This window comes from Pareuzebyella sediminis, assembly GCF_008367235.1.
Classification (GTDB): domain Bacteria; phylum Bacteroidota; class Bacteroidia; order Flavobacteriales; family Flavobacteriaceae; genus Pareuzebyella; species Pareuzebyella sediminis.
The window spans coordinates 179,518-200,726 of sequence record NZ_VTZS01000005.1 but is presented as its reverse complement, the minus strand read 5'-3'; the positions used below and the strand labels follow the sequence as shown (position 1 = coordinate 200,726).

General features: G+C 42.1%; 18 protein-coding genes and 1 tRNA gene. 1 reads left to right on the top strand and 18 read right to left on the bottom strand.

All coding sequences use genetic code 11. The features are described from left to right. Nucleotides 1-31: 31 nt before the first annotated feature. From F2B13_RS17060 to mraZ, 18 genes are all read right to left on the bottom strand, one after another. Nucleotides 32-856, bottom strand: coding sequence for an SDR family oxidoreductase (locus tag F2B13_RS17060; RefSeq protein WP_149304721.1), 825 nt, complete (start codon nucleotides 854-856; stop codon nucleotides 32-34). 256 nt (nucleotides 857-1,112) lie between these two features. Beyond that, nucleotides 1,113-2,285, bottom strand: coding sequence for an alpha/beta hydrolase-fold protein (locus tag F2B13_RS17055; RefSeq protein WP_149304720.1), 1,173 nt, complete (start codon nucleotides 2,283-2,285; stop codon nucleotides 1,113-1,115). A gap of 67 nt (nucleotides 2,286-2,352) precedes the next feature. Next, nucleotides 2,353-3,177 carry a class I SAM-dependent methyltransferase gene (locus F2B13_RS17050; RefSeq protein ID WP_149304719.1) on the bottom strand — a complete coding sequence of 275 codons (825 nt, stop codon included), beginning with the start codon at nucleotides 3,175-3,177 and terminating at the stop codon, nucleotides 2,353-2,355. An 814-nt stretch (nucleotides 3,178-3,991) separates the two neighbouring features. Then, nucleotides 3,992-4,065, bottom strand: a tRNA-Arg gene (locus tag F2B13_RS17045). 58 nt (nucleotides 4,066-4,123) lie between these two features. Next, a complete protein-coding gene (locus F2B13_RS17040; RefSeq protein ID WP_149277321.1) occupies nucleotides 4,124-4,576 on the bottom strand; it encodes a GatB/YqeY domain-containing protein in 453 nt (150 codons plus the stop codon). Nucleotides 4,577-4,676: 100 nt separating this feature from the next. Continuing rightward, nucleotides 4,677-6,614: a cell division protein FtsZ gene (gene ftsZ / locus F2B13_RS17035; protein ID WP_149304718.1), complete on the bottom strand. Its 1,938-nt coding sequence runs from the start codon at nucleotides 6,612-6,614 to the stop codon at nucleotides 4,677-4,679. Between the two features lie 43 nt (nucleotides 6,615-6,657). Beyond that, nucleotides 6,658-7,986, bottom strand: a complete 1,329-nt coding sequence (ftsA, locus tag F2B13_RS17030) for a cell division protein FtsA (protein WP_149304717.1) — start codon at nucleotides 7,984-7,986, stop codon at nucleotides 6,658-6,660. A 3-nt stretch (nucleotides 7,987-7,989) separates the two neighbouring features. Then, nucleotides 7,990-8,709, bottom strand: coding sequence for a cell division protein FtsQ/DivIB (locus F2B13_RS17025; RefSeq protein ID WP_149304716.1), 720 nt, complete (start codon nucleotides 8,707-8,709; stop codon nucleotides 7,990-7,992). Further along, nucleotides 8,699-10,051: a UDP-N-acetylmuramate--L-alanine ligase gene (murC, locus tag F2B13_RS17020; protein ID WP_149304715.1), complete on the bottom strand. Its 1,353-nt coding sequence runs from the start codon at nucleotides 10,049-10,051 to the stop codon at nucleotides 8,699-8,701. The genes F2B13_RS17025 and murC overlap by 11 nt, the downstream gene beginning before the upstream one ends. Before the next feature lie 44 nt (nucleotides 10,052-10,095). Beyond that, the gene (gene murG, locus F2B13_RS17015; RefSeq protein ID WP_149304714.1) at nucleotides 10,096-11,190 is read right to left on the bottom strand and encodes an undecaprenyldiphospho-muramoylpentapeptide beta-N-acetylglucosaminyltransferase; all 1,095 of its coding nucleotides are present in this window, start codon (nucleotides 11,188-11,190) and stop codon (nucleotides 10,096-10,098) included. Next, the gene (locus F2B13_RS17010; RefSeq protein WP_149304713.1) at nucleotides 11,177-12,373 is read right to left on the bottom strand and encodes an FtsW/RodA/SpoVE family cell cycle protein; all 1,197 of its coding nucleotides are present in this window, start codon (nucleotides 12,371-12,373) and stop codon (nucleotides 11,177-11,179) included. The genes murG and F2B13_RS17010 overlap by 14 nt, the downstream gene beginning before the upstream one ends. Before the next feature lie 4 nt (nucleotides 12,374-12,377). Continuing rightward, nucleotides 12,378-13,712 carry a UDP-N-acetylmuramoyl-L-alanine--D-glutamate ligase gene (gene murD, locus F2B13_RS17005; protein WP_149304712.1) on the bottom strand — a complete coding sequence of 445 codons (1,335 nt, stop codon included), beginning with the start codon at nucleotides 13,710-13,712 and terminating at the stop codon, nucleotides 12,378-12,380. A gap of 1 nt (nucleotide 13,713) precedes the next feature. Then, nucleotides 13,714-14,934: a phospho-N-acetylmuramoyl-pentapeptide-transferase gene (mraY, locus tag F2B13_RS17000; RefSeq protein ID WP_149277313.1), complete on the bottom strand. Its 1,221-nt coding sequence runs from the start codon at nucleotides 14,932-14,934 to the stop codon at nucleotides 13,714-13,716. Between the two features lie 54 nt (nucleotides 14,935-14,988). After that, a complete protein-coding gene (locus F2B13_RS16995) occupies nucleotides 14,989-16,452 on the bottom strand; it encodes a UDP-N-acetylmuramoyl-L-alanyl-D-glutamate--2,6-diaminopimelate ligase (protein ID WP_149277312.1) in 1,464 nt (487 codons plus the stop codon). Continuing rightward, nucleotides 16,449-18,455 carry a penicillin-binding protein gene (locus tag F2B13_RS16990; protein ID WP_149277311.1) on the bottom strand — a complete coding sequence of 669 codons (2,007 nt, stop codon included), beginning with the start codon at nucleotides 18,453-18,455 and terminating at the stop codon, nucleotides 16,449-16,451. The genes F2B13_RS16995 and F2B13_RS16990 overlap by 4 nt, the downstream gene beginning before the upstream one ends. Beyond that, complete coding sequence (locus tag F2B13_RS16985) at nucleotides 18,455-18,778, bottom strand: FtsL-like putative cell division protein (protein ID WP_149277310.1); 324 nt, start codon at nucleotides 18,776-18,778, stop codon at nucleotides 18,455-18,457. The genes F2B13_RS16990 and F2B13_RS16985 overlap by 1 nt, the downstream gene beginning before the upstream one ends. Nucleotides 18,779-18,795: 17 nt before the next feature. Then, nucleotides 18,796-19,710, bottom strand: a complete 915-nt coding sequence (gene rsmH / locus F2B13_RS16980) for a 16S rRNA (cytosine(1402)-N(4))-methyltransferase RsmH (protein ID WP_232625258.1) — start codon at nucleotides 19,708-19,710, stop codon at nucleotides 18,796-18,798. Beyond that, on the bottom strand, nucleotides 19,679-20,152 hold the full coding sequence (mraZ, locus tag F2B13_RS16975; RefSeq protein WP_149277309.1) for a division/cell wall cluster transcriptional repressor MraZ: 474 nt from the start codon (nucleotides 20,150-20,152) through the stop codon (nucleotides 19,679-19,681). The genes rsmH and mraZ overlap by 32 nt, the downstream gene beginning before the upstream one ends. 243 nt (nucleotides 20,153-20,395) lie before the next feature. On the opposite strand from mraZ, the gene F2B13_RS16970 reads away from it, so the two are divergent. After that, nucleotides 20,396-21,160 (top strand): alpha/beta fold hydrolase, encoded by a 765-nt coding sequence (locus F2B13_RS16970; protein ID WP_149277308.1) that lies wholly within the window; start codon nucleotides 20,396-20,398, stop codon nucleotides 21,158-21,160. Nucleotides 21,161-21,209 lie beyond the last annotated feature (49 nt).

The window sequence follows — 21,209 nt, the reverse complement described above, 5'->3', positions numbered from 1 at the left end:
CTTAAGAGATGAAAGTGTGCTTTTCTATTTCTTATTGAATGTTTAGGTTTGTTTTCATCATACTCAGAAACTCTGCATCATTCATTTTTTTTCTAGCTTCCAATAGATGTACGGCATCCGGACCCGCGACATATCTTAGCGTGTTCGTTCCGTCAGTCGCGGCATCGTAAATTACATCTGCTACCAGTGCTGGGCTGTTCCTGTTTTCAGAACTCATTAATTTGTTAAAAGTATTCATCACTCCTGATGTAAATTCGTTGTATTCCGCTAATTCTTCATTGTGCTGAAAATCCATCGAACGCCCTGAAAAATCTGTTTTTATGCTGCCCGGTTCTACTATTTTTACTTTTACGCCAATGGGTTCCAATTCGTATTGTAAAGATTCAGAAAAACCTTCAACAGCAAATTTTGTAGCATGGTAAAGTTGCATCATTGGAAAGGTTGTTTTACCGCCAACTGAGGAAATATTGATGAACATTCCGTCTTTATTTTTTCTAAAATGCGGCAATACAGCCCTTGTTACATCAAAGAGACCAAGTACGTTTACATCAAACTGTCTCGAAACATTTTCTCTGGCTACAGATTCAAAAGTTCCCAATATACCGTATCCAGCATTATTAAGAACAACATCAATTTTTCCAAACTTGTCAATTCCTTCGTCAATGGCACTTGCAATACTTGTTAAATCTTGAACATCCAGTTTGGTTACTAAAACATTTTCTAGTGATGTTAGTTCATTTTCTTTCTCAGGACTACGCATTGTAGCAATTACATTCCATCCTTTTGCTTGAAACTTTTGGGCTGTTGCTTTTCCAATTCCCGATGATGCTCCTGTGATTAATATGGTTTTGCTCATTTATAATTCTTTTAAAGTTTTAGAATCAATTCTGAAGCAAAATTATAGCGACTCAAAAGTGTAGATGTATTCAAATTGCTGATTGTTGTATACCTATTTCAGGACGGGTCATAATTGGCCACAGCGATATCGGGTATATACAGTGTGGATTTTCAAGGCTTTGCACTTTCCGATTACCGATTTGTTTATTTAGGGTATTTACTGTCATAGCAGCACTTTTTTCCACATTATGTATAGCCAATGTTACCCATCGTATTTATTCGCTCTTGCTCAACTGTTTTATTTTCATTCTGGCATGTTCATTACCAGCGTTTAGTTCAAGAGATTTTTTATAATTTTCGATTGCTTTTTGAGTATTACCTAATGTTTCATAAGCTTCTCCCAAGCTATCATAGGAATTAGATGACTCAGGGTAATTTTCCGCATTCAAGATGAAAAATTCCAACGCATTGGATTTGTCTTTATCATTTCCACTTTGTAGCATGCGATAACCTAATCGGTTTACAAGATACTCGGGAGGTTGAAAATCCCATGAAAGTCGTTCCGAAAGTGTTTGAAAATGTCTGGTTAGTTGCTCTTTATCTTTCACATCACGATAGGAAATTCCATAGCCTTCAAAAATTGCGGAGATTCCGTTATGAAAAGCAATGATCGGAACGGAGCTATGATCTTCATTTTCGAAGTATTCTAATTTTGCAGGTAATTCACCTTTACATCTACTATTCAATGATTCATATAATCGTACATGTCGATCGCGATTTCTGATATTTCTTTTACCCCAATTGGCAGTGGCAATGTAAATGAACCGTTCAAATGATCGTTCCGTCAGGGAATCTAACTTTTTATCCATGGTTTCTGAATCCCATGTTCCAAAACTTGGATCCACCGCAATAAATGAATTGAAAAGTGTATTTTCTTTCATATATGCATGAGTGGCCAACAAACCTCCCAAAGAATGCCCAAAAAGTATTCGATAGGATTCAGTTCTAAATTTTTGATCCAACTCAGGTAAAAGCTCCTCTTCCAAAAAGCTAAGAAATCTATCTCCACCGCCTGTATTGTTCTCTCTAACTGTAATGACTTTGTCTGGCGTGTAATCTCTTCTTCTATCGACATTTTGAATAGCAACCACGATCATTTCTGGAATTGTCCGGCTTCCATACCGATCTGAGCTCATGTAGTTTACAATTCCTGATATGGACTTAAAGTGCGTATTTCCATCAAGTACAATAAGCACCGGATATCTCTTGTGTGATGATACTTTATCATTATATGAATCAGGAAGACTAATCCAATACTCTCTGTCTTCATTTAAGATGTTAGACTTAAGAGAATGTTTTGTGCCTATTACAATTTGTCCAACATCTTGTGATTTCACCTGATTAATCCCCATTAGCAAAAGGAGTACTATTATAATATTTTTATACATACTGTTGATTTCTATATGATTGGTAACGGTTCGTGTAAAATATGTTTTTACATTTTGTAGCTACAGTTTATTTTTTATAAACCCCACTTTTTAGCTCCAATTTATTACTCTTTAAGTGTTCTAGCAGATTCATTAGTTTCGGCTTAGTAGTTTCTCCCATAAGAACATTTAATCCTATTTTTGGTGGTCCAAATTCTTTCAATTTAGCAACGAGTGAATTGAAAAAATCAATTCCGGCTTGGGTTTGGTCATAAGATTGTTCTCTAGTTAAACCAAATTGGGTTAAAAAATCATTCATTTCAGTTTCTTTGAAAAGAAAACTCATGTCTGCTGTACTTGCCCATGGCATAGGGTATTTGACTTCTCCCTCTTCTTTTTTGAAAATGTCATAATAAAGAAAATATCCCTCTGGTTTAAGAACTCGACTTATTTCTGAGTAAAGCTTTTCTTTGTATGGAATGTTCATTTGGGCATGTTGTGTCCAAACCACATCAAAGCTATTATCCTCAAATGGAAGGTTTGTAGCATCTCCGTGTACAAATGAAGTCTTACTATCTAACTTAACCAGTTTAGAAAGTTCTTTTGCTGTTCTAATATATTCGCTACTAAGGTCTATTCCTGTAGTTCGACAATTATATTCGTCAGCAAGCATCCGACATGGGCCTCCTAGTCCACAACCTACATCCAAAACTGCAGCGCCTTCTATATCTATACTTGCAGCAAGTTCTTTCGATACCGCCGCTCCTCTTACATGAAACTCGTCAACACCAGCAATATCACATCTTTCTACCCCTTTTAGGTCAATACCTTGCTCTTTCAAGCGATTCACAATATCTTCATAAAGCCCTTCCTTGCGGTAGTGATTTTCTATATCTTGATTTAAGTGTTCCAATCTGTTTTGTTTTTATTTCGTTGTTACCAACGTACCGGATATGCGCATTGAGTGACTGGCACGCAATTAACTTTCGGCTTAGAAGTCCAATAAGGTCTCAAACTTATTTCTTAATGCTCCATTGCAATTTCAAGTTATAATCTTCAAATAGGTTTATTTATAACGAATGACAACTTTTTTATATCGCTGTAAAATATATCTTTATATACCCTATTCGGAAGTAAACGATGAAAACAGGCCATGTTTATTTTAAATGTCAAATTCATCAAAATAGCTTTTTTTGCTGTTAGACGACCTAATAAACCGGAGAAGCTGGTGCGACCCTGAAAGGCCACCGGGTACGCCATTATTTTATATTTTAATATTCCCCACTTTATTCCTGTGATATTTTCAAATATACCAGAATCTAATACCTATTTCAACTACATATGTAGCCTAAATATTCAAAAATATTATCTTATAGCTTCTGATTTTCCCCGCACCTCCAATTTAAAAATCTTTTAGCGACAAAGGGAAACCGTTTGGCGCTCAAAAAGTCTCATTTTCAAATTCAAGTAGGGCACAAACCGCCAAAGGGCAAGGACAGCTGGATTTATCTCCGCTACGCGAGTTGATCCTCACAAAGCTCCGCTTTGAAAACCAAAAAGCCCCACTCTCAAATTCAAGTAGGGCACAAACCGCCAAAGGGCAAGGACAGCAGGGATTAACTCCGCTACGCGCGTTGATCCTCACAAAGCTCCGCTTTGAAAACCAAAAAGCCCCACTCTCAAATTCAAGTACACTTGATTTGACGTGAAGCTTTTTGGTTTATTCGTGACCCCGGCAGGATTCAAACCTGCAACCCTCAGAGCCGAAATCTGATGCGCTATTCAGTTGCGCCACGGGGCCTTTATTTTTTAAATAAAATCAGTATGTAAAAATACTTCCACTACCTAGAACTGGCAAATCATTCTGCCAATTTCCGTTTAACGATCACCGATATGGTCTTGCCATCCGCTTGTCCCGCAAGTTCTTTCGAGACGATACCCATCACCTTTCCCATATCTTTCATGCCCGATGCACCTGTGGCATCAATGGTCTGCACTACAACTTTCTCGATTTCGGCTTCGGTCAATTGTTCAGGTAAGAACTTTTCGATCACCGCCACTTGGGCCAGTTCGGGACCTGCCAGGTCTTCCCTACCCTGTTGCTTGAAAATAGCGGCACTGTCTTTTCGTTGTTTGACCAGCTTTTGCACCAGTTTAATCTCATCTTCCTCGCTCAATGTCGTAGCAGGACCCTTTTCTGTCTGGGCTAACAACAAGGCGGACTTAATGGCTCGCAACGATTCCAACGCCACCTTGTCCTTAGACTTCATGGCCGTTTTCATATCTTCCATTACCCGTTGCTGCAAGCTCATTCTACTTTTTATTTAGGAGTGCGAAGATAAAAAATAAACCCGAAAAAAAACTAATTTTCTTCGGGTTTAAAACAAAAGATTGTGGGTTTAATAGTAGGTTTCAGTCCACATTGTCGTGCAAAAAAGAATTATTGGATCGCAACTGAATCTCGTCGTTGCTATCTTCGCCTAAAGTCGTTCTTGACACTTTACTTTCTTCCCTTGGATTCGGGTTTAAATCGATACCTTGACGCTTATAGGCCGGTTCTTTCTCGATTTCCTCGACACTGCCTACGCTGTTCTTGAACTTATAATTGAAATCTTTCAATTTTCTTCGACGCTCATCTGCACGCTCCTTAAGCAGTTCCTCAATGGGGCTGTTCATCGGGTCTACTTTGCCCGTGGCGGACTCGGGTACATTCGAACTTTCAGACGGACGCTGTTCCGAGACTTTCTGCTGCACCAATTTAGGCTCTTGTGGCGCTACTTGGGGTTTTGCCTGGTCGAGCCTATTTTCCAACTCCATATAGTCATCGAGACTATAGCGCTTCTCCCCTCGTTTATTGTACTCCAATACCGGTATCACTTCGACAGGATTCTTTACGTCGATATCCTTTACCTCATCATCAAGGCTAAACGTAATGACATTCTCATGCGCTTCTTCTTCCGCATCTTCATTCTTGGCCAACGGCATATCAAAACTCATGGCCATTTGCTCTTCCTTTAAGGTGCTATCATAACTGACGGTTATCGGATCAACAACCTCGATATCATTGATGGCATCCCTTACGTCTATAATCACAAAATCGTCCTCAAAAATCTCTTTCTTCTCTTCCGCTTTTTCGATTACCTCTTCGTAAAACACGTTAAAATTTTTAATATAGCTGGTGGTGGGAATCAGATCCATACCCAACTCTTCTTCCTCATCCTCTATCAAGGTATGCTTGATGACCGGCTTTGCTTCCGGTTGAGGCTTTGGAAAACTTCTGGACGTCAAATCTTGCTGGGCCTTTTGCTCATCTTCGAGCGTATGGATGATTTTCTTGGCCTCGGTATTCACAATTTCATTCTGTTGGTCGACGTTGAAACCGGTTGCGATGACTGTTACGGCTATGGCCTCTCCCAAATCTTCGTCTTCGCCTACCCCCATGATTATATTCGCACCGTGACCTGCCTCGGCCTGAATATGATCATTGATCTCTCCGATTTCATCTATAGTAATTTCCTGACTTCCGGACACGATAAGCAGCAATACGTTTTTCGCCCCATTTATTTTGTTGTCGTTCAGCAAAGGCGAGTCAAGAGCCTTCGTAATAGCTTCATTCGCCCTACCCGATCCGGTCGACACCGCCGAGCCCATAATGGCCGTTCCACTATTGGAAAGTACGGTCTTGGCATCTCGCAAGTCGATGTTCTGTGTGTAATGATGCGTTATTACCTCCGCAATACCCCGTGCTGCAGTAGAGAGCACTTCATCCGCTTTTGAAAACCCAGCTTTAAATCCGAGATTGCCATAAACTTCGCGAAGTTTGTTGTTATTGATCACGATCAACGAATCGACATTGGCCCGTAATTTTTCTATACCGATACGTGCCTGTTCACAGCGCATCTTGCCCTCGAATTCAAAGGGCATGGTGACGATACCCACGGTAAGCACGTCTAGTTCCTTTGCTTGTCTGGCGATTACAGGAGCGGCACCAGTACCCGTTCCCCCGCCCATTCCGGCCGTAATAAAAATCATCTTGGTCGTTGTGGCCAACATCTGTTTGATCTCTTCCATACTCTCCAAAGCGGCCTGCTCCCCAACCTCAGGGTTGGCACCAGCACCCAATCCTTCGGTCAACGATACACCCAATTGAATCTTAATCGGTACCGGACTATTGTTAAGTGCCTGGGAATCTGTATTGCAGATTACGAAATCGACACCGTTAATGCCCGACTGAAACATGTGGTTTATGGCATTACTACCACCGCCACCGACGCCGATCACCTTGATTACATTACTCTGATTCTTGGGGAGGTCAAATGATATACCCTCAAATTCCGTGCTGTTACTCATAGTATTTTTTTAATTACTGGTTACTTTTTAATTGTGTTGTATTTTATTCTGCATTATCCAAAAAGTCCTTTAATTTTTCAGACCATTTGTCAAATACCGATTTTCTTTGTTTTTGGGGTTCTGTATTCCGTTGCGACTTTTCTTCATGACCTGCCGGAACCAACTCCTTTTCTTCGATTTCCATTTGGCCTTTCGTCTGTTTGGCTTTGTCTTGATTCGACACGGCGTTCATCAACAAACCTACTGCCGTAGCGTATAGGGGACTCGCGATTTCGGTCTGGGAATCTCCTGCCAAATGCTCATTGGGGTAACCGATCCTGGTATCCATACCAGTGATGTATTCTACCAATTGCTTGAGGTGTTTCAGCTGGCTTCCTCCACCGGTCAGAACGATGCCTGCAATGAGCTTCTTTTTTTGTTCTTCATGGCCATAATTCTTTATCTCGGTATACACCTGCTCTATAATTTCCACCACCCTGGCATGAATAATTTTTGAAAGGTTCTTTAAGGTTATTTCTTTAGGTTCCCTACCGCGCAACCCGGGGATGGATACAATCTCGTTGTCTTTATTTTCACCAGGCCATGCGGAACCGAACTTAATTTTCAAAAGCTCCGCCTGTTTTTCGATAATGGAGCAACCTTCCTTGATATCTTCGGTAATCACCCCACCACCAAAGGGTATGACCGCCGTATGACGGATGATACCATCTTTAAAAATCGCCAAATCGGTCGTACCTCCACCTATATCAATAAGCGCAACGCCCGCTTCCTTTTCTTCCTTGCTCAAAACGGCATCTGAAGAAGCTAGGGGTTCCAAAGTAATATTGGCCAAATCAAGACCTGCACTTTTGATGCATCGGCCTACATTTTTAATGGAAGACACCTGACCTACGACGACATGGAAATTGGCTTCCAGCCTGCCCCCGTACATACCGATAGGCTCTTTTATTTCTGCTTGGCCATCCACTTTATATTCTTGGGGAAGCACATGTATGATCTCTTCACCAGGAAGCATTACAAGTTTATAGACCTGATTGCATAGCTTATCGAGATCTTCATCGTTGATTACCTCTTCGGAATCGGCCCGAGTAATATAATCGCTATGGTGTAAACTTCGAATATGTTGCCCTGCAATACCGACCACGACAGAGCCTATTTTTAGCCCTGAATCGGCTTCTGCACCTTCAACGGCCTGTTGGATCGATTTTATGGTCTGGGTAATGTTATTGACCACACCGCGATGCACGCCTAAACTTTTAGATTTGCCGGTACCCAAAACCTCTATTTTGCCATATTCGTTCTTCTTTCCGATGATGGCCACAATTTTGGTGGTTCCAATATCCAATCCTACCGAATAATTACCTACTTCCATATCTTAAATTTTGCTACACACTACTTGATTGTTAAACTCCAGGCTTACCATGTCATACTTGTTCAAGGTCTTATCTTTGTTCGCCTTGGCGTAAAAGGCCTTAAAATTTTTAAACTTTTCTTCCAGATGGTCAACGGCTCCAAGGTTCACCACAAATTGGTTCGTTCGAAAACGCAGTTGATAATGTTTCAGATCAGCAATGTGAATACCGATCACATTTTTTCTCAGGAACTCATCTTGGTTGATATAGTTCAAAATTTCATAGACATCTTCTAGGCTTTCGCCTGTAACCTTACCCGTAATTATTGGCACACGGGCGGAATAGCTCATTGATAATGGCATGCGTTTCCCTTCATCATCAAGGTAAAATTTAGAATCCCCTTCTATACGTCCGATTGGCTTGCGTTGAACGATTTTCGACGCAAGTTTACCGTTTACGGTAAGATACACTTGGGCACTTTTTACCATTTTGTTGGCCTCAATGGCCTTCTCCATAGTATTCAAAACTAATTTTTCTTTGGGCACATTTTTAAGGCTACCGAATTTTTGTATTAACAATTTATTAACCGTACTCTGGGTGATATACAAATTCTGATCTCCCACAAATTCTATAGCTATTCCATCGACCCTCTTATGCTGGTTTCTTTGGTTAGAAAAAGCATATAAGCCGACCACTACCAGCAATAGGGCCATAAGTTTTAAAAAGTTCCAATTAATACGCATGTTCAAGCTCTTTTATAATTTTTTCCACTTCTAGACCAATATCACCCGCTCCCATAGTAATTAGCACTTCAGGGTTTTGTTGTTTTATTTCATTCATGATATCGGACTTTTCAATACATTTTTTGTTAGGATTCTTGATTTTTCCCAACAACCACTCCGAAGTCACTCCTTCTATGGGCTTTTCCCTGGCCGGGTAAATGTTCAATAGTAAAATACCCTCAAATTTCGCAAGGCTTTCGGCGAAAGCATTTACAAAATCCCTAGTTCGCGAATACAGGTGGGGTTGAAAAATAACCAGCGTTTTTTTATTGGGGTGCATTTCGGAAACCGCCTGATACACAGCATCGATTTCAGTAGGATGATGGGCATAATCGTCAATAAACACAAAGTTCTCTTTCCTTATTTTATAAGAAAACCTACGCTGTACCCCTTTAAAGGTTTCGAGTGCCTTGGCAAGGTCGGTTACAGGAATATTCGTCTGTGCAGCCATCGCCAATGCGACCAGTGCATTTAAAAGATTGTGTTTTCCCGGCTTATTGAACTTGACACCCTTTATCGATGTATTCGGTGTGATCACATCAAAAATATAGGTACCTCCTTCTATTGTTAGGTTTTCAATACAGTAGGTTGCATCGTCACCAATTCCATAAGTAATACCGTCTAACGGCAGCCCATTCCGTACAAACAGTTTTCCGTCAGCGCTTATTCTGCTTGCAAACTCTTTAAATCCCTTTTTAATCTCAGCCTCATTTCCGTAAATGTCTAAATGATCGGCATCCATGGAGGTTATACAGGCCACATCTGGGAACAAACGCAAGAACGATCGATCGAACTCATCGGCTTCTACCACTGAGTATTCGGTTCCCTCAAAAACAAAGTTGCTATTGAAATCTTCAGAAATACCGCCCAAGAAAGCTGTAAACGACACGCTGTTCTCTTTGAGCAAATGTGCCAAAATACTGGAAGTCGTCGTCTTACCATGCGTACCCGCCACGGCAAGGCAAAAGGTATCTTTGGTAATCAATCCCAAAACTTCGGAACGCTTTTTTATCTCAAAGTCACGATTCAAAAAATACTGATACTCCGAATGGTCAATGGGTACCGCCGGTGTATATACCACCAACGTACTGGCCGCATCCCGATAGGCCGGTGAAACCTCATCGATACAATCTTCGTAATGCACTTCGATATCCATAGCTACCAATGCCTCGGTAAGGGGTGTTTGGGTCTTGTCATAGCCGGCTACATTTTTACCAATGAACTTAAAATAACGCGCCAAGGCCGACATACCTATGCCTCCGATGCCGATAAAAAAGACGCTATTTATTGTTTTTAAGTTCAACCGTTATGCTTTTAAGCGTTAATTATTCTCATTAGATTCTACTCTTATCCTTTGCGTATCAGTGTTTCTATTTCATCGACGATATCGCCCGTTGCATTGGGCAAGGCCATTCTTTTTATATGGGTCGCAAGTTCCTTTTGTTGACCCTTATTCTCGAATAAATTTGAAAACACCTCCTCAAACTGCTCTTCTAAAACCGTTTCCTTCAACATGAGCGCTGCGTTCTCAGCGACCAGCGCTTCGGCATTTTTAGTCTGATGATCTTCGGCCACATTAGGGGAAGGAATAAATATCACCGGTTTCCCAACAATACAAAGCTCAGATACAGAACCTGCCCCGGCCCTTGAAATTATGATATCTCCCGCCGCATAGGCGTAGTCCATTCGGTTCAAAAAATCAAAAACCTTAACGTGCTCCGATTCGAATTTACGGTACTCCTCGATATACAACTTGCCACATTGCCAAATCAACTGCATCCCTAATTTTTCAAAATAATCAAGCTCTTGAGCTATGAGTTGATTTATGCGCCGTGCACCTAGACTACCCCCTAAAACCAATAGGGTAGGTCTATTCGCATCAAGGTCAAAGAATTTTAAGGCCGTCTCTTTGTCGGTATTCATTACCACCAAATCTCCCCGCACGGGGTTACCCGTCTTCACGATTTTATGCGTCGGAAAAAATTTATCCATTCCCTCGTAGGCCACACATATTTTGCGCACCTTGTTCCTTAATAATTTATTAGTAATACCCGCGAATGAGTTCTGCTCCTGTACTACACAGGGTATCCCTTTGCTCGCTGCCGTGTATAGTACCGGTCCACTAGCGAACCCCCCTGTACCGATTACCACATCAGGTTTAAAATTTCTTACGATCTTACTGGCTCTCATCAAACTACTCAATACTTTTAAAGGAAACATCAAGTTCTTCAGGGTCAGTTTCCGCTGCAACCCTGTAATCCACAACCCTTCGATTTTATAACCGGCGTGGGGTACTTTTTCCATTTCCATTCGATCCTTTGCCCCGACAAACAAAAACTCGGCATCCGGATGCCTCCTTTTCAATTCGTCGGCTATGGCAATGGCCGGATAAATATGTCCACCCGTACCGCCTCCTGAAAGTATGAATCTATAACTGGCCACTTAAAATCTCTAAAGGGTTATGCTCATCGATTATCGCATCGTTCGATTCGACAACTTTTTCTTTATTGCTCGCACTAAGTATGATACCGATGGCCAAACAGGTCATCCAAATACTTGTTCCTCCCCTACTGACCAGCGGCAGGTTCTGCCCTGTGACGGGAAAGAGCTCAACCGCGACTGCCATATTGATGAGGGCCTGAAAAATAATAGGGAGCCCCACCCCAAGCACCAATAACTTTCCGAAAATTGAAGTGCTACCATTGGCCACAACCATGATTCGGAACAATAGAAACAGGTAAAAAAACATTAAGGCAAACCCTCCAACCAAACCATATTCTTCAACGATTATGGCATAAATAAAATCAGAAGAGCTCTGGGGAAGAAAATTCTTCTGAATGCTCTTACCCGCACCCTTACCTAAGATACCCCCTGTTGCAATCGCAATTTTCGCCTTTTCTATTTGGTAGTTTGCCTCGGTATCCTCTGGGTTCGCAAAGCTTTCTATTCTGCTCATCCAGGTATCGACACGATTCGGAAACAAATCCGGTATTGCTTTGACGGTTAGTACAAAGAGTGCCAAGCATATCACCCCTGAACCTATTATTCCCAATAGATATTTAATAGGATACCCTCCTAAAAAACACAGTAATAAGACCATTGAAAAAATTATGGCCGAGGTCGAAAAGTTAGCGGGTAAAATAAGGGCTACCACTAAAAATACAGGCACCCAAAGCGGTAGAAAGCTTTCTTTGAAAGTCACCTTTACATCTCTGACCTTTGATAAATAACGCGCTACGTAAATCATCAAAACCACCGCCGCAAGATTTGAAGGTTGAAATCCACCTACAAAAGGTATATTGATCCAGCGGCTTGCATTCGCCCCATCGATCGTAGTACCCTGCGCCAAAGTGAAGGCCAATAGAATCAATACTATCGGCATGGCTATTAATGACAGACCCTTAAAAAAGTGGGTCGGTATTCTGTGTACGCCATAAATAATACCAAAACCAAGAAACAATAGCATGGCGTGCTTGATCAAGTGACCGAAGGTAGTTCCGTTACCGACCACATAGACCAAATTACTGCTCGCGCTATATACAGGTAAAAACGAGAAAAGTCCCAAAAGTGCCACAACGGCCCAAATGGCTTTATCCCCACTTATATTTTGAAAGAGTGCTTTCACTTGACTAAAGGTTCTTTATCGCATTTTTAAATTGGTTACCACGATCTTCATAGTTTTCAAAAAGGTCAAAACTGGCACATGCCGGTGATAACAGTACCGTATCGCCACGTTCTGCAATTTTATAGGCCACTTTGACGGCTTCCTCCATGGCAAAGGTTTCGACCATAAGGTCAACCACGTTACCAAAAGCGTATTTGAGTTTTTCATTATCCAACCCCAAACAGACAATAGCCTTTACCTTCTCACGTACCAAAGGCATCAATTCTTTGTAATCGTTGCCCTTATCCTGACCACCGGCTATCCATACAATGGGGGTCTTTACGCTATCCAAGGCATAGAAAACGGAATTGACATTTGTTGCCTTTGAATCGTTGATGTACTGTACATGGCCAATTTTCAACACCTTCTCTAGCCGATGTGGTGCTCCTTGAAAGTTGGCGATACTCTCACGTATCGACTCCTTTCTGATGCTTACCAATTTGGCCGCTGTCATGGCGGCCATGGTATTCTTTACATTGTGTTTTCCTTCCAGTGCTAAAGTATCCGTTTTCATTTCCAGTGTCTCGTTAGTTAGTTTCAATATTATTTTGTCGTTTTTTATAAAGGCGCCTTCTTCCAATTCCTTTTGAATTGAAAAGGGCAGCAATTTTGATTTAATGGGATGCGATTCAAGCCAATCAACGATGACAGGATCATCGGAATCATAAATGAAAAAGTCTTCCTCGGTCTGGTTCTCGGCGATTCGGAACTTCGAGGCTATATAATTCTCAAACCGATATTCATAGCGATCTAAATGATCTGGGGTTATATTGGTCAAAATAGCGATGTGGGGTCTAAATTTTTCAATTCCGTCCAATTGAAAGCTACTGATTTCAAGTACATAGAAATCAAAATCGTTTTCGGCCACCATCTTGGCGTAGCTATCCCCAATGTTTCCGGCCATACCGACGTGCAACCCCCCATTTTGAAGTAAATGATGGGTCAGCATGGTCGTCGTGGTCTTCCCGTTACTGCCGGTTATGCCTATCAAAGTGGCATCGGTATACCGGGAAGCAAATTCGATTTCGGAAATTACCGGAACACCTTTTTGATGCAATGTTTCAACCAATGCGACCTTGTCGGGAATACCGGGACTTTTCATGACCAAATCTGCATTCAGTACTTGAGCTTCCGTGTGCTGTTGATCTTCCCAATCAATTTCAAAATGCTTAAGAACGTCTTTATAGGTATCCTTTATCTTGCCCTTATCGGACACAAAAACTTCATACCCTTGCTTTTTCCCCAAAATGGCCGTACCCACACCACTTTCACCACCCCCCAAGACCACTAATCTTTTCATCTTATCGCACCTTAAGGGTTACTATGGTAATTATGGCCAGTAATATGCCAACAATCCAGAATCGCGTAACGATTTTGCTTTCATGATACCCTTTCACCTGATAATGATGGTGTAAGGGAGACATCAGAAAAATGCGTCTCCCTTCCCCGAATTTTTTGCGTGTGTATTTAAAATAGCCCACCTGTATCATTACGGAGAGCGATTCGGCGAAAAAGATGCCACACAGTATAGGTATCAGCAATTCCTTTCGTACGATAATGGCAATCACTGCAATTACGCCCCCAATGGTCAAGCTTCCCGTATCGCCCATAAAGACTTGGGCCGGGTATGCATTGTACCATAAAAACCCGACTAAGGCTCCTACCAACGAGGTAATGAAAACGACCACCTCGCCCGAATTCGGTATAAACATGATATCGAGATAATCCGAAAAAATAATATTCCCGGAAACCCATGCGAATATGCCGAGGGCAAAAACGATGATTGCAGAAGTGCCGGCGGCCAGACCGTCGATACCGTCAGTCAAATTGGCCCCGTTCGATACCGCCGTAACGATTAAAATAACTACTGGAATAAAGATCAACCAGGCGTAGTTTCTTGCGTTCTCCCCCGCCCATCCGATAATATCGCCATAGTCGAACTCATTGTTCTTGAAAAAAGGAACCGTAGTACTGGTAGATTTTATTTCCCGCCCCTCCACATCCTTCACCATGAATTGCTGCGTAATCGTGCTTTTATTATCTTCTTTCATGGTCACTTCGGGGTGAAAATAAAGGGTAGCCCCAACCGCAAGCCCCAAAACCACCTGGCCCATAATCTTAAACCTTCCCTTGAGCCCTTCCTTGTCTTTTTTAAAAACCTTGATATAGTCATCGGCAAAGCCGATAAAACCCATCCACAAGGTGGTCATAATGAGCAATAGGATGTAAATATTTTCTAGTCTGGCGAAAAGCAATACCGGAATCAAAGTAGACATGATAATAATCAGCCCACCCATGGTAGGGGTGCCTGCCTTTTGCTTCTGGCCCTCAAGGCCTAAATCACGAATACTTTCGCCTATCTGTTTGTTTTGTAGAAATACTATAATGCGTTTACCATAAACAGTAGCGATAAGCAATGAAAATAAAATAGCCATGGCGGCACGAAAGGTCATAAACTGAAACAGGCTCGCCCCCGGCAATTGGTATTTGTTCTCCAAAAATTCAAATAAGTAGTATAACATTTTCCGGGTTTCTTGTTTCTAATCTTTATCGTGGTCTTTTTCTTCCTTTGCTATTTATTTGTTCATACTGCGCAAAAGTTCCTTCACTATTTTAAAGTCATCAAAATCAATTCGTTTTCCATTGGTCTCCTGATAGGTCTCGTGCCCTTTCCCCGCCACGAGGATTATATCGCTTTCATCTGCCATTGAACAGGCTGTCTTTATGGCTTGTTGCCTATTTTCAATCGCAAGTATCTTCTTCATATTCTGTGGCTCCACACCGGCCTCCATCGCCTCTATGATAGCCTTTGGTGACTCGCTTCGGGGATTGTCGGAGGTGAAAATCGCTTGAGTACTCATTTCGGAAGCGATATGCCCCATGATAGGCCGTTTCGTATGATCCCTATCCCCACCACACCCAACTACGGTGATGACCTTTTCGTTTCCCGTTCGTAGGGTGCCTATTGTTTCCAGCACATTTTTAAGGGCATCAGGTGTATGGGCATAATCGACTATCGCGGTTATCTTCTTTTCAGAAATAAAGTACTGGAAACGCCCATCTACGGTCTCAAGTCCGCTCAACAACCGTAAGGTTTCCATGGTTTCCAATCCCAACAAATCGGCCGTCGCATAGATTGCCAACATGTTATAGGCGTTGAAATAGCCAATAAGTTTAGACCAGACCTCATGATCGTTTATCTTGAGTAGTTGGCCGGAAAGCTGGTTTTCCAACACTCGACCTCGGTAATCCGCATAGGTTTTTAGGGCGTATGTATATTTTCTGGCCTTGGTGTTCTGCACCATGATATTCCCATTTTTATCGTCGCCATTGGTCAGTGCAAAAGCTCTTTTCGGAAGTTCATCGAACAGTTTCTTTTTGGTATCCCGATATTCGGCAAACGTCTTATGATAGTCGAGATGATCGTGGGAAAGATTCGTAAAAATAGCACCCTCAAAATGTAAGCCTTGGGTTCTTTTTTGATGGATACCATGCGAACTTACCTCCATAAAACAGTATTCGACCCCTGCCTCGTTCATTAAATACAAATGCTCGTTAATGACCAGGGCATCTGGAGTGGTATGACTGGTAGCGTAGGCTTTTTCATCTACCAAAATTTTAATCGTCGACAACAGCCCTACCTTATACCCCGCTTTTTTAAAGAGCTGGTATAGTAAGCTGCTGACCGTAGTTTTACCATTGGTACCCGTGACGCCGATCAACTTCAAGTTTTTGGAAGGATTGCCATAGTAGTTGGAGGCCATGATCGCCAGAGCCGTATGACCATCTTCCACCTCTACATAAGTGACACCATTGATTATCTGCTCCGGTAACGTTTCGCAAACGATAGCCTTGGCTCCTGAATCGATCGCTTTTTGAATATATAGATGGCCATCGGTCAGGGTTCCCTTTATGGCTATGAATACATCGTCCATACCCACTTTTCTTGAATCGAAATGGATGGCATTAACCAATACATCGGTCGAACCGTTTACAGCGTTCAGTCCGGCACCATATAATATATCTTTTAGCAGTTTCAAGATAGTTGGAGAATTATTTTACGTACTTTTTTGATATCGGTACCTTGCGATATTGACTGTTCTTTCACTTTTCCATTTCCCCTGACTTCGACCTGAAGCCCTAGGTTTTCCAATATTGAAATGGCATCCATACCACTCATACCTTTCACATTTGGCACTTTGCTATATTTCTTTTGTGCCTCGGCATAATATTGTTGAAAGGCATTCTCACCTTTCTCATATTTCATGTCTTGCATATCGATCTCGTCGATCAGTGGCGATGTTGCGTATACCTTCTGCGCTATGGATTTGAAAACCGGGCCGGACACATCGGCTCCGTAGTATCCAACACTTTTATCAGGCTCATGAATAACCACAATACATGAGTACTTCGGGTCATCCACTGGAAAATATCCCGCGAACGTAGAAATATACCTGAGCTTATCGGGGTCTTTCGAGGCATAATTCTTTTGCGCCGTACCTGTCTTGCCGGCCATTGAAAAATTCGGGGAGTATAGCCTATGGCCCGTACCATGCTTTTTAGCGACTACATCCGATAATAATTTCCGGACCTGGGCTATCGTTTCCTTGGAACATATAGCAGGATCTATTACATCTTTTTCAAACCTTTCGATGGTAGTGTTCCACTCTTTCACCTCTTTTATTAGCCTTGGTTTCACCATTTCACCATCATTGGCCACCGCATTGTAAAATGCTAAAATTTGCAAGGGCGTCATAGACACCTCATATCCGTAGGCCATTTGGGCCAAAGACAAGCCTGACCATCCTTTATCCCCCGGATACCGAATGAGCGGTGCCCCTTCTCCTTTTATAGGAAGGCCTAATTTTTTGTGTAATCCCATACGCCAAAGCCGATCTACATATTTCTCAGGATCATCCTTATAATTCGTGTGGATCATTTTCGCAAAGGCGGTATTTGAAGAAACCTCAAAAGCCTTGGCCAATGAAATTTTGCCATATCCCCCGTATTTTGAGTCCTTGACCCTGTGGTCATAGATGCGCCAAGACCCTTTTTCAGTATCAATTACGGTGCTGGTGTCTATAACTTTGTCTTCCAAAGCGGCGATCAAAGACATCAATTTAAAGGTAGAGCCGGGCTCATGCGATTCACCAATGGCATAATTGAGCCGCTCATAATATTTTCCGCCCTCGGTTCTTCCCAAATTCGAAATCGCCTTTACCTCCCCAGTCTCAGTTTCCATCACAATAACACAACCATGGTCCGCCTTGTATTTTTCAAGCTGGGCCAAGAGGGCGTGGTGGGCAATATCCTGAATATTGATGTTGATCGTAGAAATAACGTCGTAACCATCTTTAGGCTCTACAATATTGTCCCAGCCTATCGGCTTCCACTGACCATTTGCAATTTTCTGCTTCAGCCTTTTTCCTTCTACCCCCCTTAAATATTCGCCAAAGGCACCCTCGAGTCCGACGCGGGTGTAATACCCGTTTTCATCTACACGCTCATAACCGACACTTCGCTCTGCAATTTTACCTAAGGGATGTTCACGAACCGTTTTCTGCTCAATGATCAAGCCCCCTTTGTATGGACCCTTATTGAAAAGCGGGAAATCTTTTACCGCCATATATTCCGAATAATCCAGATTACGCGCGATAAGGGCGTAGCGGTTCTTGTTCACCTTGGCCTTTCTTAGCAATTGCTGATAGTGCGAAGATGATTTCCCTAACATCCCGGACAGTGCATCGGACAAGGGCACGATATATTTTTTAAAATCGGCGTCGCTAACGGTAACCGCATCGAAACGTATGGTATAGCGAGATACAGAGGTTGCCAAAAGACTCCCATCATCAGAGTAGAGATTACCCCGATTAGGTGCTATAGTGAACATTTTCTCGGTTCGTTGCATGGCCAAGGCCTTATACTTTTCCCCCTGTACCATTTGAATGTTCACCAATTTGAACAGAACGGCCCCGGCAAATAGGAAAAGACAAGCCACAACGAAATACAATCGGGTCAATATGTTTTTTTCGGTGACCGCCACTACTCTATCTGATTTGATTTTACTTTTATTTGATGGGGAGGAACTTCTGAAGGATATAGTCCTTTCTCCGCAACGATCTTCATCACCGTAGACTCCAATTTCAATTGCTGCACGTCAGAACGGACGTCGACAAATTCACTCCGCAATTCCTTTACCTCTTCGTTGAGAGCGGCAATTTGATGTACCTTCTTATCGGCACTATGGGAACTTGCGATCATGACGGTCGCCAAAAAGGATATGAATATGATAAAAAGCCAATTTTTAGGCGCATCACCACTTACCAAAAACTTTCCTTTCAATATGTTCAGTAATCCCGATTTCACAATTCTATTTGGTTATATTAAATGCGCTCCGCAATACGTAATTTTGCGCTTCGCGCTCGGTTATTTCGTTGCACTTCTTCTTTTGACGGTACGATCAAAGGGCCAACCTTTTTAAAAGGCACATCAATGTTGCCGTAAAAATCCTTTTCCGGCTCCCCTTCAAAGCGACCTGCCCTTATAAACCTTTTTACCAAGCGATCCTCTAAAGAATGATAGCTTATTATACTCAGCCTTCCCTTCGCTTTCAGCACCTCAGGCGTCTGACCTAAGAACTCTTTGATCACGGCTATCTCTTGATTGACCTCAATACGAATAGCCTGATAGATTTGGGCCAATATTTTATGCTCACGCCCTTTGGGCAAAAATTTACCGAGCACTTCTTTTAACCGCCTCGTGGTATCTATCTCGGCATGCTCTCTATGGGCGATAATCGTGTTGGCAATGGCATTGGCATTTCTCAAATCACCATACTGAAAGAGTACCTTTCGCAAATCATCAAAACCATACGTATTGACCACGTCATGTGCCGATATCATATTTCGCTTGCTCATTCTCATATCAAGACCGGCTTCAAAACGGGTCGAAAACCCTCGATCCCCTGTATCGAACTGATGGGAGGAAACTCCGAAATCAGCCAAAATTCCGTCCACTTTTCGTATGCCATTGAACCTCAAATACTGCTTGATAAACCTGAAATTCTCGTTGATCAAGGTAAAGCGAACATCATCGATCGTATTTTCAAGCGCATCTTCATCTTGATCGAAGGCAATCAATCTCCCTTCCTTGCCCAAGCGTCTTAATATCTCCTTTGAATGCCCTCCCCCACCGAAAGTAACGTCGACGTAAACGCCTCTTGGCTTTATGTCAAGACCATCTACCGACTCATGCAAAAGCACCGGATTATGATACATCGACCCCATCGTCTCCATCATCGCCCATTACCTCTTCGGCCAAGGCCGCAAAATCTTCCGCCGTATCTTCGAGCACTTTTTCATAACTATCCTTATCCCATATCTCGATGATATTGATTGCAGAGCTTAACACCACCTCTTTACCGATATTGGCTATATCGACCAAGTTCTTCGGAATCAATAACCGCCCAGTGGCATCGATCTCCACTACTTTCACTCCTGCGGAAAACCGACGGATGAAATCGTTGTTCTTCTTTTTAAACCGGTTTTTCTTGTTCATCTTCTGCATCAACAAGTTCCATTCTTCCATAGGATACAATTCCAAGCAAGGCTGAAATACCGATCTTTTGATTACGAATCCATTGTTCAGAATCGGAGACATCTGATTTTTTAGGGCAACCGGCATCATTATCCTACCTTTGCTATCAGCCTTACAATCATATGTTCCAATGAAATTGATCACTTAAAACCCTCTTTTTATGGTACTATAACTCAAAACTACAAATTTTATTACCACATTTTACCACAATTTACCACTTTGTTGATAAATTGTGTGTGTTTGTACTATTTTCTGGTTTCTTCGGTAAGAAGGAATGGATCGATTTTTTTGGGAATTTCGAAATCGACCGAGTTGTCGGATAAGTATTCTATCTTCGTATTAGTACTAAATGTTTATATTTGGCGCAATGACTTTGAAGTATCCTGAATGGAAGAAAAAATAATTACTGACGGAAAATATCGGTATATCGAGATAGGGGAAGGCACCCCTATCATCATTTTACACGGACTTATGGGAGGCCTGAGCAATTTCCATGGCGTTACGGATTACTTTCCTACAAAAGGATATAAGGTTTTGGTTCCCGAATTGCCTATTTATGACATGCCGATGCTCAAGACCAATGTGAAGCAATTTGCGAAATTCTTGGAATCGTTCATAGAATATAAAGAGCTTAAAGACGTCATACTATTAGGAAACTCGCTCGGGGGCCATATCGGCTTGTTACATACCAAGATGTATCCTAAAATGGTCAAGGCTTTAGTTATTACTGGAAGTTCAGGTCTTTATGAAAGTGCCATGGGCGACGGCTACCCGAGAAGGGGCGATTACGAATTCATCAAAAAGAAGGCCGAAAACGTTTTTTATGACCCTGCCGTGGCTACGAAGGAAATTGTCGATGAAGTTTTCGCTACGGTCAATGATCGCAAAAAAATCGTCAAAACCCTAGCCATTGCCAAGAGTGCCATACGCCATAATATGGCGAACGATCTACCTACTATGAAAACTCCAACATGCATCATCTGGGGAAAGAACGACGGGGTGACCCCACCCGATGTTGCCAAGTTATTTCATGAGCTGCTGCCCGATTCGGATCTATTCTGGATCGATAAATGTGGGCATGCCCCGATGATGGAGCATCCAAAGGAATTCAATGAGATTCTTGATGCATGGCTCGAGAAAAAAGGGTTTTAAGCATTTTTAGATCATAAACCCATTTTTGAATGCTCTTAAGGGAGCCTCC